General features: G+C 69.3%; 11 protein-coding genes and 3 pseudogenes. 4 read left to right on the forward strand and 10 right to left on the reverse strand.

Going from position 1 to position 17,107, the window contains the following annotated elements; genetic code table 11:
* Positions 1–63: 63 nt before the first annotated feature.
* The 5 genes and pseudogenes from ndk to dhaK all read right to left on the reverse strand — a co-directional run bounded on the left by ndk (position 64) and on the right by dhaK (position 3,445).
* Positions 64–501: a nucleoside-diphosphate kinase gene (ndk, locus tag ACRRRO_RS21130; RefSeq protein ID WP_424797300.1), complete on the reverse strand. Its 438-nt coding sequence runs from the start codon at positions 499–501 to the stop codon at positions 64–66.
* A gap of 38 nt (positions 502–539) precedes the next feature.
* Positions 540–991: pseudogene (locus tag ACRRRO_RS21135) on the reverse strand (DUF4233 domain-containing protein).
* Between the two features lie 74 nt (positions 992–1,065).
* On the reverse strand, positions 1,066–1,791 hold the full coding sequence (gene dhaM, locus ACRRRO_RS21140) for a dihydroxyacetone kinase phosphoryl donor subunit DhaM (RefSeq protein WP_424788423.1): 726 nt from the start codon (positions 1,789–1,791) through the stop codon (positions 1,066–1,068).
* The gene (dhaL, locus tag ACRRRO_RS21145; RefSeq protein WP_424797302.1) at positions 1,784–2,440 is read right to left on the reverse strand and encodes a dihydroxyacetone kinase subunit DhaL; all 657 of its coding nucleotides are present in this window, start codon (positions 2,438–2,440) and stop codon (positions 1,784–1,786) included. The genes dhaM and dhaL overlap by 8 nt, the downstream gene beginning before the upstream one ends.
* A pseudogene (gene dhaK / locus ACRRRO_RS21150) lies at positions 2,440–3,445 on the reverse strand (dihydroxyacetone kinase subunit DhaK). Before dhaK ends, dhaL begins: the two are co-directional and overlap by 1 nt.
* Positions 3,446–3,606: 161 nt before the next feature.
* Here dhaK and ACRRRO_RS21155 point away from each other — a divergent pair.
* On the forward strand, positions 3,607–4,845 hold the full coding sequence (locus ACRRRO_RS21155) for a DUF418 domain-containing protein (protein ID WP_424797304.1): 1,239 nt from the start codon (positions 3,607–3,609) through the stop codon (positions 4,843–4,845).
* Positions 4,846–4,857: 12 nt separating this feature from the next.
* On the opposite strand, the gene ACRRRO_RS21160 is transcribed toward ACRRRO_RS21155, so the two are convergent.
* Complete coding sequence (locus ACRRRO_RS21160; RefSeq protein WP_424797305.1) at positions 4,858–6,537, reverse strand: gamma-glutamyltransferase; 1,680 nt, start codon at positions 6,535–6,537, stop codon at positions 4,858–4,860.
* Between the two features lie 137 nt (positions 6,538–6,674).
* Here ACRRRO_RS21160 and ACRRRO_RS21165 point away from each other — a divergent pair, with 137 nt between their 5' ends.
* The 3 genes and pseudogenes from ACRRRO_RS21165 (at position 6,675) to pflA (ending at position 11,039) form a co-directional block, all read left to right on the forward strand.
* Positions 6,675–7,787, forward strand: a complete 1,113-nt coding sequence (locus ACRRRO_RS21165) for a DUF418 domain-containing protein (RefSeq protein WP_424797306.1) — start codon at positions 6,675–6,677, stop codon at positions 7,785–7,787.
* Between the two features lie 105 nt (positions 7,788–7,892).
* Positions 7,893–10,155 (forward strand): annotated as a pseudogene (gene pflB, locus ACRRRO_RS21170) (formate C-acetyltransferase).
* A gap of 8 nt (positions 10,156–10,163) precedes the next feature.
* Positions 10,164–11,039 carry a pyruvate formate-lyase-activating protein gene (pflA, locus tag ACRRRO_RS21175; protein WP_424797308.1) on the forward strand — a complete coding sequence of 292 codons (876 nt, stop codon included), beginning with the start codon at positions 10,164–10,166 and terminating at the stop codon, positions 11,037–11,039.
* A 21-nt stretch (positions 11,040–11,060) separates the two neighbouring features.
* Here pflA and ACRRRO_RS21180 read toward each other — a convergent pair whose 3' ends face one another.
* From ACRRRO_RS21180 to ACRRRO_RS21195, 4 genes are all read right to left on the reverse strand, one after another.
* Positions 11,061–12,485 carry a bifunctional folylpolyglutamate synthase/dihydrofolate synthase gene (locus tag ACRRRO_RS21180; protein ID WP_424797309.1) on the reverse strand — a complete coding sequence of 475 codons (1,425 nt, stop codon included), beginning with the start codon at positions 12,483–12,485 and terminating at the stop codon, positions 11,061–11,063.
* Positions 12,482–15,817, reverse strand: a complete 3,336-nt coding sequence (gene ileS / locus ACRRRO_RS21185; RefSeq protein ID WP_424797310.1) for an isoleucine--tRNA ligase — start codon at positions 15,815–15,817, stop codon at positions 12,482–12,484. Before ileS ends, ACRRRO_RS21180 begins: the two co-directional genes overlap by 4 nt.
* A gap of 381 nt (positions 15,818–16,198) precedes the next feature.
* Positions 16,199–16,750: a hypothetical protein gene (locus ACRRRO_RS21190; RefSeq protein ID WP_434080809.1), complete on the reverse strand. Its 552-nt coding sequence runs from the start codon at positions 16,748–16,750 to the stop codon at positions 16,199–16,201.
* 2 nt (positions 16,751–16,752) lie between these two features.
* On the reverse strand, positions 16,753–17,106 hold the full coding sequence (locus ACRRRO_RS21195) for a hypothetical protein (RefSeq protein WP_434080810.1): 354 nt from the start codon (positions 17,104–17,106) through the stop codon (positions 16,753–16,755).
* Position 17,107 lies beyond the last annotated feature (1 nt).

Here is a 17,107-nt window from a genome sequence, read left to right on the forward strand (position 1 = left end):
ATCACCATGAGGCGGGCCGCCTGCCCCGATACGGGTAGGCGGCCCGGTGGACTGGCGGTTGGTTCAGGCGCTGGCGCCGTCAGGGAACCACAGGGCGATCTCCCGAGCCGCCGACTCCGGTGAGTCCGAGCCGTGCACCAGGTTCTGCTGCACGTTCAGGCCCCAGTCCCGGGCCAGGTCACCGCGGATCGAGCCGGGTGCGGCGGCCGTGGGATCGGTCGCCCCGCACAGGGCGCGGAACCCCTCGATCACGCGCTGGCCCTCGACTACCGCGGCCAACAGCGGGCCCGAACTCATGAAGTCCATCAGCGGGCCGTAGAAGGGCTTACCCTCGTGCTCGGCGTAGTGTTCGGCGAGCAGGCGCACGTCGGCGGTGCGCAACTCCGCGGCGGCCAGGGTGTATCCCTTGGCCTCGATCCGCCGGAGGATCTCACCCACCAGGCCACGCCGCACGCCGTCGGGCTTGATGATGACCAGGGTGCGCTCGGTGTTCAGGCTCATGGATGCACACACTACTGGCCAGGGCGCAGTGTGCCGACTCAGCCGGCGTCGGTTCCCCCGGCGGGTTGGTCCTGCGCCGGTGCGGCGCCGGCCCGCTCGGCTTCGTCGCGCTCGGCGCGCTCGACGTCGATCCGCCGGCCCAGCTGCAGCGCCACCACCCATATCACGGCGAAGATGATGCCGACCACGACCATCATCGGGATGATCAGACCGGAGGCGATCAACAGTCCCTGCATCACCGACCCCAGGATGCGTCCGATGCGGTGCGCGCCAGTCCGGCGAGCACCAGGCAGGCCAGCGCGCTCACCCCGCCCACGCTCCAGACCAGCACCGGCTCGCCCAGGTCCAGGCCGATACCCACCAGGGTGGCGAACAGCACCACGAACGCCTCCAGGGTGAGCACGGTTGTGCAGAAGATCGCCCGGGCGGACCGTCTGGGTCGCTCGCCCGGTGCGGTCTGGCCGGCCTGGGTGGCGCCGGAACTGTTCATCCCCCCAAGATACTGCCGGTGCCGGCATGCCCACGCCTGCCCGCGAGCGCCACGAGAGTTCTGCGGCCGGTGCCTCACTCCTCCCCGAAGCCGGCCTCCACGTCTGCTGTGATGGTCTCCACCGCCTGCTCGGCCTGTGCGCCACTGGCGACCAGGTCGATTCTGGCCCCCCCGGTCAGGCCCAAGCCCATCAACGCGAGCACGCTGGTGGCGTCGACGCCGTTGATACTGACCCGGGCATCGAACTCAGCGACCTGTCGGGCCAGCATCGCCGCCGGGCGCGCGTGCAGACCGAGGCGATTGCGCACCGTCAGGGTGCGCTCGATCGTCACCCCGGTGTCGTCCTCGCCGACGGCTGCCTCGTCATCTGCTGCGTTCCCGGGTGCGGACCCGGGCCCCTGCACCTCCGGTGGGCCGAATGTGTCGATGGCGTCGTGGGCTGCCGCACGCACCTGTTCCCCGTCGGCGCCGGACTGGGCCGAGACCGCCGCTGCGACTGCGCCCTCCACGAACGGGGCGTGGGCGATGAGTACGCGCTCGTCCGCGAGCATCTCCTGCACCGACTCCGCCGTCAGCAGCGCCGAGCCGAGGTCGGCCAGCAGCACGACGTACCCGGCGCCATCGGCGAGCGCGCGCCGGACACTGGACTCCACCAGGTCGTAACTGGTGCCGATACCCTCCTCGCTGGTGCCTCCTGCCGCCAGGATGGTCACATCCGGCGCCATCTGCGCGGCGACCTGGGCACAACCACGGGCCAGTTGCCCCGAATGCGAGACCAACACCAGTGCGGTCTCAACCATCGGTGGCCTCCGTTGCTCCGGCCAGGCTCGCCGGTACGGCCGCGGCCAGCATCAGGGCGCTGGATTGGGCCCCGGGATCCCGGTGCCCCCTAGCCCGCTCGCCGAGGTAACTGGCCCGGCCCTTGCGCGCGACCCAGGGCTCGGTATCCCTGGCCCCCTGCGCAGCGGCAGCGGCGGCCGCGTCGAGGACCTGGGTCACGTCTGCACCCTCCTCGGCCACCGCGCGGGCGGCATTCGCGGCCGGCAACCAGGCGTCCACCATGGTCTTGTCGCCCGGTTCGGCCTTTCCGCGGTCAATGATTCCCTGTACGGCGGCGGCGAGCACCCGGGCCAGCCCGGTGGCGTCCAGGTTTCCGGCCCCGGCGGCCTTGGCAGCACGCAGGAATGCGGTCCCGTACAGCGGGCCGGCCGCCCCGCCCACCGCGGACATCAACCCCGAGGCCACCAGGCGAAACACCTCCCCGGGAGTGTCGGTGGTGGTCTGCGCCAACGTGGCCGTCACCGCACTCAGTCCCCGGTCCAGGTTCTGCCCGTGGTCACCGTCCCCGATCGCCCGGTCCAACTCGTTCAGCGCCACCCGGTGGTTCGCCACGTCCTCGGCGCAGGCGCGGATCCAGGCCCTGGCCCAGGTCACATCCAACGTGCTCATCAGGCACCCCACCGTAGGGCCGGAGTGATGACCGGCGCGTCGAAGAGGCCGGTCAGTTCCTCGTCCAGGCGCAGCACCGTGACCGAGGCGCCCTGCATCTCCAGGGAGGTCACGTAGTTGCCGACCAGGGACCGGTGCACCGTGATCCCGGCTGCCTCCAGCCGTTCCCGGGCGTGCCCGTAGACGATGTAGAGCTCACTCAGGGGCGTCCCGCCCATCCCGTTCACGAGCAGCAACACCTGCTCCCCGGCCTGGAGGTCCATGTCGGCCAGCACCGCGTCCAGCAGCAGGTCGGTCACCTCATCGGCACCGGCCATCGGGACGCTCGCGCCCCGGTTCACCGTGGATGCCGATCCCGATCTCGATCTCACCACCGCCCAGGTCGAAGGAGGGCCGGCCCGCGTGCGGGACCGTGCACGCGCTCAGCGCCACCCCCATCGTGCGCACGTTCCCCACGACCCGCTCAGCGATCGCGACCACCGATGCCAGGTTCTCACCGCGCTCGGCGGCGGCGCCGGCGATCTTCTCCACCAGCACCGTACCGGCGACCCCGCGACGCCCGGCGGTGTACAGCGAGTCCTGCACCGCCACGTCGTCATCGACAGTGACCGAGGCCACCTCGAGTCCCTCCATCTCGGCCAGTTCGGCCGCGGTCTCGAAGTTCAGCACGTCCCCGGTGTAGTTCTTCACGATGTGCAGAACCCCGGCGCCGCCGTCGGCGGCCCTGGTGGCAGCCAGGACGGGGTCCGGGGTGGGTGAGGTGAACATGGCCCCGGGCACGGCGGCGTCGAGCATGCCTACCCCCACGAAACCCCCGTGCAACGGTTCGTGACCGGAACCACCTCCGCTGACCAGCCCGACCTTGCCGGTCACGGCACCACCGCGCCGGTGGATGAAGAGCGCGTCCTGCCCACCACCAGCGCTGACCAGGTCGGCATGAGCGCGCACGAACCCGGTGACACTCTCGGCGACGATGTCGTCGGCGTGATTGATCAGCTTCTTCATCAGGGCTCCTTGGATGCGCCGTGGAGTGTTACGTCCCACTGTGGACCGGATGGACCGGCTTGGCCAGATCGCACCCCTATCCTCCCAGCCGAACCGCCCACGCGTGCATTGGTGACAGGCGTCAGATGTGCTGATCCGGGCCGTCTGCCACGATCTCGTGCATGAGCCGTACACCGCGAACCAGTATCCCCGCGCCACGGGGCCCGGTCAGTTCCGGCGAACGTGCCCTGGCCCCGGACCTGGCCCGGGGGGCGATGCTGCTGCTGATCGCCCTGGCGAACGTCCCCTGGTTCCTGTACGGGTCCACCCAAGGCACCACCACGATGCACCCGGTGGAGGGGTCCGGCCTGGACCGGGCCGTGCAAGCGGTGATGATCGTGGCCGTGGACGGGCGCATCTACCCGCTGTTCGCGTTCCTGTTCGGCTACGGCATCGTCCAGCTCTACCGCCGGCAGCGCGAAGCCGGAGCCGATGACGGCGCGGCGCGGCGACTGTTGCGGCGACGGCACCTGTGGATGATCGCCTTCGGCTTCCTCCACGCCGCCCTGCTGTGGGTCGGTGATGTGGTCAGCGCCTACGGCCTGGCCGGGCTGGTGCTGGTGGCGCTGTTCTTCCGCCGCAGGGACAGGACCCTGATCGTCTGGGCTGCTGTGATCACCGGGCTGCTGGCGCTGACGGCGGTGGTGTCGCTGATCAGTCTGCCGTTCGTGCCCACCGACATGGCTGCCGAGGAGACCTTCGGCGCGGAGTTCTACGGGATGGGGGTGGCCGTCAGCGCGGAGTCGAACTACGTGACATCGGTACTGATGCGAGCCGCCGGCTGGCCGGTGACGTTGCTGACCCAGGCGTTCGTCAACGTGGTGGTGCCGGTGATGATCCTGCTGGCCCTCTGGGCCGCTCGGCGGGGGATCCTGGAGAACCCCGGGGCGCACCTGCCCTTGTTGCGCCGTACCGCGGTGATCGGCCTGGGGGTGGCCTTCGGTGGTGGCATTCCGCACGCGCTGTATCACGTGGGCGCGCTGCAGGTAGGTGATCACGTCTCGTGGATCTTCGGCAGCGTGGAGATGCTCACCAACGTCTTCGGTGGCCTGGGTTACGTGGCTCTGTTCACCCTGATCGCCTACCGGATCCAGAATCGCCCGGTGGCCTCGAGCCTGCCGGTGGTGGCGGTGGCCGCGGTGGGCAAGCGGTCCCTGTCCAGCTATCTGGGCCAGTCGGTGCTGCTGGCTCCGGTACTGACGGCCTGGGGCCTGGGTCTGGGCGCCACGATCGGTTCGGCTGCGGCGGCGGGCCTGGCCATCGCGACCTGGGCCGTACTGGCTGCGCTGGCCTACCTGTGGGAGCGGCGGCAGTACCGCGGACCGGCCGAGACCCTCCTGCGTCGGCTGGTCTACCGATGAGCGGTGGGCCGGTCAAGGCGCTCCGATAACCACGGCCGCCTCCCGTCGCTCGTCGACCGGTCCGGTGACCTCCCCGGTGTCATAGTCGACCTCCAGAGCCTGCAGGGAACCGAAGTAGGCCCACTCCGGCGGGACCACCTCGTAGGACCCGCTCACCCCCTGGGCGAACCCGGCGGAGGGTTCGGCCTCGAGCAGCAACTGACCGTCCTCGTAGGAGAACCGCGGGGCCTCGGTGGCCTCCGTCAGGGTCTGGTCATGCACCGCCCAGCGGCTGATCACCTGGGCCAGGACCTGCGGGATCCGTTCGGCGCCGGGAGTGCCGATTCCCAGGACCGCTCTGCCCTCGGCGTCGACGACGACGGCGGGCAGGGACCAACTCACGGAGCGTCTGCCCGCTTCGGGCTGGTTGGCCGCGGTGGTGCCGATGGCGTCGAACCGGGTGAGTTGGTTGTTCAGGAAGTACCCGCCGACGTGCTGCTGGGAGCCCCAGAAACTCGTGATCGTGTTCGTCATGGAGATCAGCAGCCCGTCGGGGTCCACGGCGGTCAGGTGGGTGGTGTTGCCGGCGGTTCCCGGATCGGGAGGCCCGAAGGTGGGCGGCTGAACGGTGCCACCGGCCAGTCCGGCGTTGGCCTGGGCGTTGGTGAGTTCGTCCACCGGCACGTCCACGAACGCCGGATCGCCCAGCACCGTGGTGGTGGTCTCGTAGCCGGACTCCCAGCCCCGGCCGATCAGTTCGATGAACGCAGCCGACCCCGGTTCGGTGCCGTCCAGCCCCCCGGCCTCGGCGATCTGCAGCATCTGGATCAGCGACACCCCGGGCAGCGGAGGCGCCGGACCGAGCACCTCGTACCCGGCGAACTCCCCGCGCACCGGTGAGGAGGTCATCACCTCATAGTCGGCGAGCGACTGTGCGTCCAGGCCGTCGACGACGCTGAGATCCTGCGCCAGGGAGCCGGTGTAGTAGGCATCCGGGCCCTCCTGGGCGATGGTTGACATGGTGGTAGCCAGGTCGGCCTGCACCAACAGGTCGCCCTGGTCGAGAGGCTGCCCGCCGGGGGCGTAGTGCTCCAGGCCGCTGATCGCCTCCGGCCCGTAGTCCGAGCGCATCCGCAACGCCAGGAACGGGCTGACCTCGAAACCGTCCCGGGCGAGGTCGATGGCCGGAGCCAGTACCTGGTCCCACTCCAGCTCGCCGTACTCCTCGTGCAGATGACCTAGGCCCGCCACGAATCCCGGAACTCCGGCTCCACCGGCGCCGATCGTCCCCGAGTTCGGGACGACCTCGCGATAGTCGTAGGCCTGCGCCTCCCCCTCGGCGGGCACCACGATGGCCGAACCGCCGCCACCGATCCCGGAAGCGAACGGTTCCACCACCGACACCGCGAAGGCAGCCGCCACGATCGCATCGGCGGCGTTGCCGCCGGCATCGAAGATCTCCTCCCCCGCGGCCGCTGCCAGTGGGTGAGCGGCACTGATGCCGTACTGGGCCAATGGACTCTCCGGCTCCGGCTCCGGCTCCGGCTCGGGCTCCTGCGTGGGCTCGGACGGTTCGTCGGTCGGCTCGTCGGTGTCGGTGGGGGCGGGCTGCTCCGTGGTCGGGGTCGGTTGGACGTCGTCTTCCGGCGCCGCCGAACAGCCGGCCAGCAGCAGGGCCGCGGCCGCCACGGTGATGGTGAGTTGTCGGGACATGGCCAGGTCCTTCCCGTCGATCGGCTGCCACCGTACCCGCCCGGTCACGTCCTCGCGTGTCGGGCCGGGTCAGCAGCCCCTGCGGCAACGGCGTGCCTGAACGGGCAGCGCCAGGGGGCCACGGCTACATTGAATCGGTGGACTCGGCACCGGATTCGCACCTGGGGAAGCCCGGCGGGAGCGCGCACTCTCCCACCGCGGAATCCTCCGGGCGCCGGGTCGAGGGCCTGGATGCCGCCCGTGCGTTGGCGATTCTGGGCATGCTCGCGGTGAACGTGGGCCCGCTGGACGGTTCCGGGATCACGGGCAAGTTGCTGGTGCTCCCGCACGGACGGGCCTCATTGCTGTTCGTGCTGCTGGCCGGAATCGGCTACACCCTGCTCACCCGCCGGGCCCGCCAGGGTGGTCCGGTGCCGTGGCAGCAGGTGCTGTGGCGGGCGGTTCTGCTGGGCTTGATCGGACTCAGCACCCAACTGCTCGACCACGAGATCGACGTCATCCTGACCACCTACGCTGCGCTGTTCGTCGTGGCACTGTTGTTCGTGCGCGCTCCCAGTTGGCTCCTTCTGGCAGGCACCGGTGGCGTCACGTTGGCGGGGCCGGTGTTGTGGCTCGTGATGCAGTCCGGTGGCGCCGAGTTCGACCGGGAGCCGGCCACTGTGCTGGATCCGCCCCTTCAGATCCTCGTGTCCACGGTGGCCTCCGGGCCTTACCCGATGCTGACGTGGCTGGCCCCGTTCCTGTTCGGGATGTGGCTGGGGCGCCTGCGCCTGGGTGATCGAGACGTGCAGTTGCGCCTGCTCACCCTCGGCGGCGTGGTGGCCGTGGCCGCCGAGGTGCTCACGCGGGTGCTGGAGGCGGCCGTGGGCCCTGCGGGTGAGGCCCTGGGCGCCGAACGGCTAATCTCCGGGGGTGCCCACTCGCAGATGCCGCTGTGGCTGGTGGCCGGCACGGCAGCAGGAGTGTTCGTGCTGGGGTTGGCGCTCCTGGTGCAACCCGCCTTGGGTGGGGCGTCGTGGCCGCTGGTGGCCACCGGGCAGATGGCCCTCACCGTGTACGTGGCGCACATGGTGCTCCTGGCGGTGTTCGTACGCCCCGGCCCGCACACCCTGATCGGTGGTGCGCTGACGACGGTGGCGCTCGCCCTGGTCCTGGTCGTTGCGGCCACGCTGTGGCGCCACTTCGTGGGCCGTGGCCCCCTGGAGGCACTACTGCGCTGGGGACCGCGCAGATCACACACGGCCCCCTGAACCACCCCGTGCGCCCGCCCCCTCCTGGGCGGGCCGTTGGTCCCAGGGATGCGGCCATCGCTCGCCGTAGCCTGGCCGTGCGGCACTCAACCTGGGATGTGAACTATGACCACGACCACGGTCCGGTCCGGACTCCAACCCGCGTGGCGCGGGTTCTACGAGGGGCCATGGACGCACACGATCAACGTGCGCGACTTCCTCACCCGCAACCACCGGCCCTACCACGGCGATCCCGGGTTCCTGACCGGCTCCACCGACAAGACCCGCAGGCTGTGGGCCACCCTGGAACGGGACTACCTGTCGGTGGAGCGCAGCCGGCGGGTCTACGACGTGGACACCAGCACCCCGGCGGACATCGACGCCTTCGGCCCCGGCTACATCAGCGGCGACGACGACGTCGTCGTCGGGTTGCAGACCGATGTGCCCCTGAAGCGGGCGATGATGCCGGCCGGCGGCTGGCGGATGGTGCAGACCGCGATCGAGGAAGCGGGCGGTGAGGTCGATGAACGGATCAAGGAGATCTTCACCCGGTACCGCAGGACCCACAACGACGCCGTGTTCGACATGTACACCCCGCGCGTCCGGTCGGCACGCTCGGTGCACCTGATCACGGGGTTGCCGGACTCCTACGGGCGGGGCCGGATCATCGGTGACTACCGGCGGGTGGCGCTGTACGGCATCGATGCGTTGATCGCGCACAAGCAGCAGGCGCTGGCCGATCAGGCCGGGCAGGGATTCTCCGAGGAGTGGGCACGGTCCCGCGAGGAGCACGCCGAGCAGATCAGGGCACTGCGCAAACTCATCACGCTGGGCCACCAGTACGGGTTCGACCTGACCCGGCCGGCCGCCGATGCCCGGGAGGCGGTGCAGTGGACGTACCTGGCCTACCTGGGGGCGATCAAGTCCCAGGACGGTGCCGCGATGAGTTTCGGTCGGCTCTCCGGGTTCTTCGACATCTACATCGAACGTGACCTCGCCGAAGGGGGTGCTGACCGAGACCGAGGCACAGGAACTCATCGATGCGCTGGTGATCAAGTTACGGATCGTGCGCTTCCTGCGCACCGAGGCCTACGATCAGGTCTTCTCCGGGGACCCCTACTGGGCCACCTGGACCGACGGTGGCTTCGGTGAGGATGGGCGAACAACGGTCACCCGGACCTCGTTCCGGCTGCTGCAGACGCTGCGCAACCTGGGCCCGGCACCGGAGCCGAACATCACGGTGCTGTGGGACGAGGAACTGCCCGGACCGTACCAGGAGTTCGCCGCGGCGATCAGCGTGGAGACATCCTCCCTGCAGTACATCTGCGATGACCACGTGCGAGAGCATTTCGGTGACGACGCGGCGATCGCGTGCTGTGTCTCGGCGATGCGCATCGGCAAGCAGATGCAATTCTTCGGCGCCCGGATGAACATCGCCAAGACGTTGCTGTACGCCCTCAACGGCGGCCGGGACGAAGTGTCCGGTCAGCCGGTGGTGCCCGGATTCGAGCCGACCCGGGGGTCGGCGCCGCTGGACTTCGAGCAGGTGTGGGACGCGTTCGAGGCCATGCTCGGCTGGGTCGCCGAGACGTATGTGGAAGCGTTGAACATCATTCACTACAGCCACGACAAGTACGCCTATGAGGCGATCGAGATGGCACTGCACGACACCGAGGTGGTGCGGACCCTGGGCTGCGGGATCGCCGGACTGTCGATCGTGGCGGACAGCCTCGCAGCGATCAAGTACGCCAGCGTCACCCCGGTCCGCGATGAGTCCGGGCTGATCGTGGACTACCGGACCGAGGGTGAGTTCCCCCGGTACGGCAACGACGACGACCGCGCCGACGATCTCGCCCGGTTGGTGGTCACGACGGTGATGAACAAGATCCGTGCTCTGCCCCGGTACCGCGATGCGGTGCCCACGCAGTCGGTGCTGACGATCACCTCCAACGTCGTCTACGGCAAGGCCACCGGCTCGTTCCCGTGCGGGCACCGAGCGGGCACCCCGTTCTCCCCCGGCGCCAACCCGGGCAACGGCCGGGACACCCACGGAATGGTCGCCTCGATGCTGTCGGTGGCGAAACTGCCCTACGCCGATGCGCTGGATGGAATCTCGCTGACCAACACCATCACTCCCGCCGGACTCGGGCACACGAAGGCCGAGCAGGTCGCGAACCTGGTCGGGATTCTGGACGCCGGCTTCGGCTCAGGGTTGTTCCACGCGAACGTCAACGTGCTGAACAAGGCCACCCTCCAGGACGCGATGGACAACCCCCAGGACTATCCCAACCTGACCGTGCGGGTTTCGGGCTACGCGGTGAACTTCGTCAAACTCACCCGTGAGCAGCAGATGGATGTGCTGTCCCGGACCTTCCACACATCCTCGTGAGGTGAACGATGACGCCCGCGCTGGTCCCGCAGACTCCCGCCCCGGTGGGCCCGCCGTACCCGGACGCCCCGCGCGAGCGGCTGGCCGGCGCCGGTCTGAACGGACTTCCGACCAGAGACCTGACGGGCGGTGACCTGGAGGCCGGCATGCGCTCCGGCGAGTTGGGTACGGTGCATTCCTGGGAGTTGTCCACCGCGGTGGACGGGCCGGGTACCCGGCTGGTCGTCTTCCTGTCCGGTTGCCCACTGCGTTGCCTGTACTGCCACAATCCGGACATGCTGCGGATGCGCGAGGAACAAGCGGTCCGGGCCGACGACGTGCTGGCGCTGGTGCGCCGGTACCGCGCCGTGTTCGCCGCGACCGGCGGCGGACTCACCCTCTCCGGTGGGGAGGTGCTGATGCAGCCGGCCTTCGCCGCCCGGATCCTGGCGGGGGCGCGGCAGATGGGCGTGCACACCGCTATCGACACCTCGGGGTTCCTCGGTTCTGTGTGCGGCGAGGAGATGCTGGGCGATATCGACCTGGTGCTGCTGGATGTGAAGTCCGGCAACGAGCAGACCTACAGACGGGTCACCGGAGGATCACTGGCGCCCACGCTGCGGTTCGGTGCCCGGCTGGACGCTGCCGGGGTACAGATGTGGGTGCGGTTCGTGCTGGTCCCGGGCCTGACCGACGACGCGCAGAACGTTGATCAGGTTGCGGCTCAGGTCGCGCCGTGGTCGTCCGTGGCCCGGGTGGAGGTGCTGCCGTTCCACCAGATGGGCAGGGACAAGTGGGTCTCGCTGGGCCTGCCGTATGAATTGGCCGATACCTGCCCGCCGTCCCCGGAACTGATCGAGCGAGTGCGCGGGCAGTTCCGGGCACGCGGGCTCAGGACGTACTGATCACACGACCGGCGCGGCCTCTCACCCGTGGCCGAGAATCGCGCGCGCGTCCGCGGCCAGCATCACCGATCCGGTCACCAGCACACCGGTGCCGGAAGCAATCTGGTCCACCTGGCCCTGCTCGGCCAGGTCCGCGGCGAGGGCGATCGCATCCCCCACGAACGGGGCCACGTGCACCTGATCGGGGTCGAAGATGTCGCGGGCGATCTCGGCCAGGTCCTCGGCATCCATCGACCGCATCGAGGTGGACTGGGTGATCACCACCTCATCGAGCGCCGGTTCCAGTTCGACCAGGATCCCGTCCACGTCCTTGTCCGCCATGATGCCCACCACCCCGACCAGGCGGGTGAAGGAGAAGGCCTCCTGCAGGGCCTCGACCAGCGCCTTCGCCCCGGCCGGGTTGTGTGCGGCGTCGAGCAGCACCGCCGGGCTTGATCGAGCCAGTTCCAGCCGTCCCGGTGACGTCACCGCGGCGAAGGCTGCCTCGACCAGGCTGCCGTCCAGCGCCCCGCCGCCGAAGAAGGATTCCACCGCAGCCAGCGCCAGCAGCGCGTTCTGTGCCTGGTGTGCGCCGTGCAGCGGCAGGAAGATCTCGGTGTACAGGGCCCCGGCGCTGCTCAGGTCGAGCAACTGGCCACCCACCGCCACAGCCCGGTTGGCGATCCCCAGGTCGAAACCCTGGGCCAACACCCGGGCCCGGCGCCGGACGGCGGTGCGGGCGATGATCGAGGCGACCTCCTCGGTCTGCTCGGCGCTGATCACCACCACTTCGGGGTCGCGCTCCTTGATGATGCCGGCCTTGACCTCGGCGATCTCCTCCAAGGTCTCCCCCAGCCAGCGCTGGTGGTCCCGGGCGATCGGGGTGAAGACCGCCACCTCGGCGTCGGCAACGTTGGTGGAGTCCCAGAGGCCGCCCAGACCCACCTCCACCACCGCAACCTCAACCGGGGCGTCGGCGAAGGCGGCATAGCCCATCGAGGTGAGGACTTCGAAGAAACTCAGCCGGGACTCCCCCCGCTCGGCGAGTTGTGCATCGACCATCTGCACATACGGCTCCACGTCCTCCCACACGGCCACGAACGCCTCCACCGAGATCGGCTCGCCGTCGATGCTGATCCGCTCGCGCACCGTGTGCAGGTGCGGGGAGGTGAACCGTCCGGTACGCAGACCTGCTTCCCGCAGGAGCTGCTCGATCATCCGAGCGGTGGAGGTCTTGCCGTTGGTGCCGGTCACCTGGATCACCCGGAAGGCATCCTGCGGGCGTCCGAGCAGGTCGGTGAGCATCTGGACCCGCTCGATGGTGGGCTCGATGTCGTGCTCGGGCCTGCGTTGGACGATCTGTTGATAGATCTCCTCGGCGCGGGCGGCGAGTGCGGGATCCACCGGTGCGGCATCTTCTCCGGTCCCGGGTCGATCCGGGCCGGGAACTGCTGGCGATCGGCTCATGCGCCCCACTCCTCATCCCGGGCCAGGTCCACCCCGAGGTCCGCGCCGTTGCCGGAGTGGACCTGCACCGAGGTGGCCAGCGTCTCGGCGGCGATGAAGTCGGCGTGAGCCTGCACCGCTGCCGACCATTGCGCGGGCGGGGTCAGCGTCAGCGTGATCCGGTCGGCCACGTGTAGCCCCGCACTCTTGCGGGCGTCCTGGACCTGGCGCACCACGTCCCGGGCGTAACCCTCGGCACGCAACTGATCGTCCAGTGCCAGTTCCAGCACCGCGAATCCGCCGCCGGGCAGTATCGCCACCGCTTGCCGGCCGTCGGCGTCCTCGGCTACCTGGGTGACCAACTCGTACTCGTCGTCGTGCAGTTCGATACCGCCGGCCACGACGGTGCCGTCCTGCTCGGCCCAGTCCCCGGCACGGGCGCCCTTGATCGCCGTCTGCACGTCCTTGCCCAGGCGCGGTCCGGCTACCCGGGCGTTCACACTCAACCGGGTCGTCACCCCGAACCGGTGTGCCGCCTCATCTCCGGCAAGCAGCAGTTCGACCTCCTTGACGTTGAGCTCCTCGGCGATCAAGCCGCTGAAGGGCTGGACAGCCTCGGGCTCCTGCACCGCGATGTAGACCCGCCGCAGGGGCTGGCGGACACGTAGTTGGTGGGCCTTGCGCATGCCGTGGGCGGCCGAGACCGCAGTCCTGGCCTGGTCCATCGCCGCGACCAGGTCCGCATTGGGAACCAGGCCGTCCTCCACCACGGCACCGCCGACCGATCCGGTGATGCCGCTACCGTCGCGCACCGGCCAGTCGGTCAGGTGCACCGACCGCGCACCGGTCAGGCCGCGCCAGATCTCCTCGGTCACCAGCGGGGCCAGCGGTGCCATCAGCCGGCACAGCACCTCCAGTGCGGTCCACAGGGTGTCGTAGGCGTCGGCGTCCTCGGCCCAGAACCGGTCGCGTTGGGTGCGCACGTACCAGTTCGTCAGCACATCGAGGTGGTCGCGGATCGACTCCGCCGCCCCGGCGATGTCGTAGACGTCCAGCGCCTTGGTGACCTCCAGCGCCAGGTCGTGGGTGCGGGCCAGCAGGTACTGGTCCATCTCCCCCAGTTGCGCCACCCGCTCGGTGGTGACGGGCTTGGCCTGGTATCCCGCGCCGTCATTGGTGGTGTTGGCGTACAGGCTGAAGAAGTACCAGGTGCTCCACAACGGCAGCAGGATGGTGCGCACCGCGTCACGGATGCCGTCCTCGGTGACCACCAGGTTGCCGCCGCGCAGGATCGGGGAGGCCATCAGGAACCAGCGCATCGCATCGGAGCCGTTGCGATCGAAGACCTCGCGAACGTCCGGGTAGTTGCGCAGCGACTTGGACATCTTCTGCCCGTCGTTGCCCAGCACGATGCCGTGGCTGACGCACGCGGAGAACGCCGGCCGGTCGAACAGCGCGGTTGCCAGGATGTGCAGGGTGTAGAACCAACCGCGGGTCTGGCCGATGTACTCCACGATGAAGTCGGCCGGGAAGTGGCGGGCGAACCATTCGGCGTTCTCGAACGGGTAGTGCACCTGGGCGAAGCTCATCGACCCGGAGTCGAACCACACATCGAGCACGTCCTCGATCCGGCGCATGGTGGAGGAGCCCGTGGGGTCGTCCGGGTTGGGCCGGGTGAGTTCGTCGACGAACGGACGGTGCAGGTCCACCTCGCCTTCGGCATTGCGGGGCAGGCGCCCGAAGTCGCGCTCGATCTCCTCGAACGAGCCGTACACGTCGGTGCGGGGGTAGTCGGGGTTGTCGCTGCGCCACACCGGGATCGGGCTGCCCCAGAACCGGTTACGCGAGATCGACCAGTCCCGTGCGTTGGAGAGCCACTTGCCGAACTGGCCGTCCTTGACGTGCTCGGGCACCCAGGTGATCTGCTGGTTCAGTTCGACCATCCGGTCCTTGAACTTCGTCACCTCCACGAACCAGGACGAGACGCCCATGTAGATCAGCGGCTGACGGCAGCGCCAGCAGTGTGGGTAGGAGTGGTCGTAGGTCTCCCGGCGCAGCAGCACCGTACCGGGGGTGACCGACCCGGCGTCACCGTGCCCGGTGGTGGCGGCCTTGAGGTGCTCGATGATGGGCAGGTTGGCGTCGAATACGAGCATCCCGGCGTACTCGTCCACCGGGGGCGTGAAGGCACCGTCGGTGCCCACCGGGCGCACCGGTTCGATGCCCTCGCGGTCGGTGGTCTGCTTGTCCTCCTCACCGAAGGCGCCGGCGTTGTGCACCAGCCCGGTGCCGTCGGTGGTGGTGACGTAGTCATCGGCCACGATGCGGTGGGCCCCCTCGTGGCCCTGGAAGTAGGTGAACGGCGGGGTGTAGGACCGCCCGACCAGGTCGGCGCCCTTGAGCCGGTCCACGATCCGCGAGCGGGCCAGGTCGGCGTCGCCGCCGGCCAGCTCCCGGGCGTAGGCCTCCAGGCGCTCCTCGGCCAGGATGTAGCGCTCGGTGCGCGAGTCATCGCCCGGGTGCGGGGCTTCGACGACGATGTAGTCGATGTCCTCCCCGACGACGACCAACAGGTTGGAAGGCATCGTCCAGGGGGTGGTGGTCCAGACCAGCGCGAGTTCGCCGGTCTCCAGGCGGTAGCCGACGGTGACCGAGGGGTCCTGGCGGGACTGGTAGACGTCCTCGTCCATGCGCAACTCGTGGTTGGACAGCGGTGTCTGGTCGTTCCAGCAGTAGGGCAGCACCCGGAAGCCCTCGTACACCAGGCCCTTGTCCCAGAGTTGCTTGAACGCCCACAGCACCGACTCCATGTAGTCGGGGTTGAGCGTCTTGTAGTCATTGTCGAAGTCCACCCACCGGGCCTGGCGGGTCACATAGTCGCGCCACTCGTCGGTGTACTTCAGCACCGAGGCCCTCGAGGCGGCGTTGAACGCCTCGAGCCCCATGTCCAGGATCTCGTCCTTGGTCTTGATCCCGAGCTGGTCCATCGCCTCCAGTTCGGCGGGCAGGCCGTGGGTGTCCCATCCGAAGCGCCGCTCCACCCGCTTGCCCCGCATGGTCTGGTACCGGGGCACCACGTCCTTGACGTAGCCGGTGAGCAGGTGGCCGTAGTGGGGCAGGCCGTTCGCGAACGGCGGGCCGTCGTAGAAGACGTACTCGTTGGCGCCGTCGGTGCCTGCCTCGCGCTGGTCGATCGAGGCGGTGAAGGTGTCGTCGTCCTCCCAGTAGGCCAGCACCTGTCGTTCCAGGGCGGGCAGGTCCGGGGAGGCGGGCACACCAGAGGTATCGCTGTGCCGGGGGTAGTGGTTGGCCTGGTGCTGGTTGGCCTGGTGCTCGCCTGCCTGCTGCGCCATCGGGGTCCTTCTCCTCGTCGCCTTCGTGCGAGGACGATGCCACCCGGATTCGGGAAGCCCCGCGGTACCACCTCGATTGCCGCCGGCCCGCGCCTGCGACCACTCGTTCCCGGCTGTGACGGGCCGTCCCGTCCGGGTCTAATGAGGCTCCGCACCCGCGGGGCCCGTTCTTCCGGATGGCTCACCGGTGATAGCCGGGTCAATGCCAGGTTTCAGTCTAACGTGGCTGCAGCCCTGGCACCTAACGGCTTGGCGTGGCTCGTATCACCGGCAGCGGCCCGCAGCGGTCCATCCTGATCAGGATCTGCTCATTGTGCGCCCGGTCCTGATGAACCAGCTCGTGCCGACATCGATTACGTCGTGGTATCCGCGTCGCCAACGTCAGATTCTGCCGTGCTTGGGCCGCTGGTGCACCGGCCGGTTCGGTCGACCCGCTCGTGCCGTACCGGACAGGGCGAGCAGCCAGATCCCGGTGACTCCCAGCACCGCCAGCACCAGGATGATTCCGGCAGCGGGCAGGCCGGTCCAGCGCAGGTCATCGCCGTGCCGGATCAGGGCAATCAACTGGAGGGCCACGAAACTGACCGCAGTCGCCCCCACCGCCCCCACCGTGTTACGCCGGCCCCGTAGCCGGGTGTAGGCGGCCGTCGAGCCCAGGCCCACCAGCCACGCCCCCACGGCACGCCCGGTGAGGGCAGTCAGGTCCCAGGGCCACCACGCCGCGGCCCACAGTGGGGCCACGAGGAGCGCCGCGCCAACGGTGAGCATGATCAGCGCCAGCACCTCCAGCAGGTGCCGCACCGGGGCCGGCAACGCCGGGCGCGGGCCGGCACCGTCGGGCGTGCTGTTGGTGGCCGGCGGGACGCCACCGCCAGGCGCGCTGTTGGTGGGGAGCCGGCCCGCCCGGGCCTGCAGGACGCCGATGAGGACCATTGCTATCGGCACCACCACACGTAGATAGCCAGCCAAGCCCAGGTGACCACCCGGGCACCGAGCGGATGGGCCGGGCCCAGGTGGAAGCGGTCCAGGTGCACCAGCGTGACCACCAGCGTCAGGGTGGTGAAGAGGAACACCGGCCACACCGACAACCGCGCCCGCTGCCAGGTCACCGATCTTGCCCCGCCGACCTCCAGCACGGCACTGGACCAGTAGGCCGCGCCCAGGAACACCGCCGTCATTGGCGGGTCAATGGTCCAGGCGAACCAGGAGTCGGTCCGTTCCGGGAAGAGGAACAACTGCAGCCCGGCCAGGAACACCAGGAAGGCAGCCACGTACAGCAACACTCGCATC

The organism is Sanguibacter sp. Z1732, from assembly GCF_051020515.1.
GTDB lineage: Bacteria > Actinomycetota > Actinomycetes > Actinomycetales > Beutenbergiaceae > CALKWS01.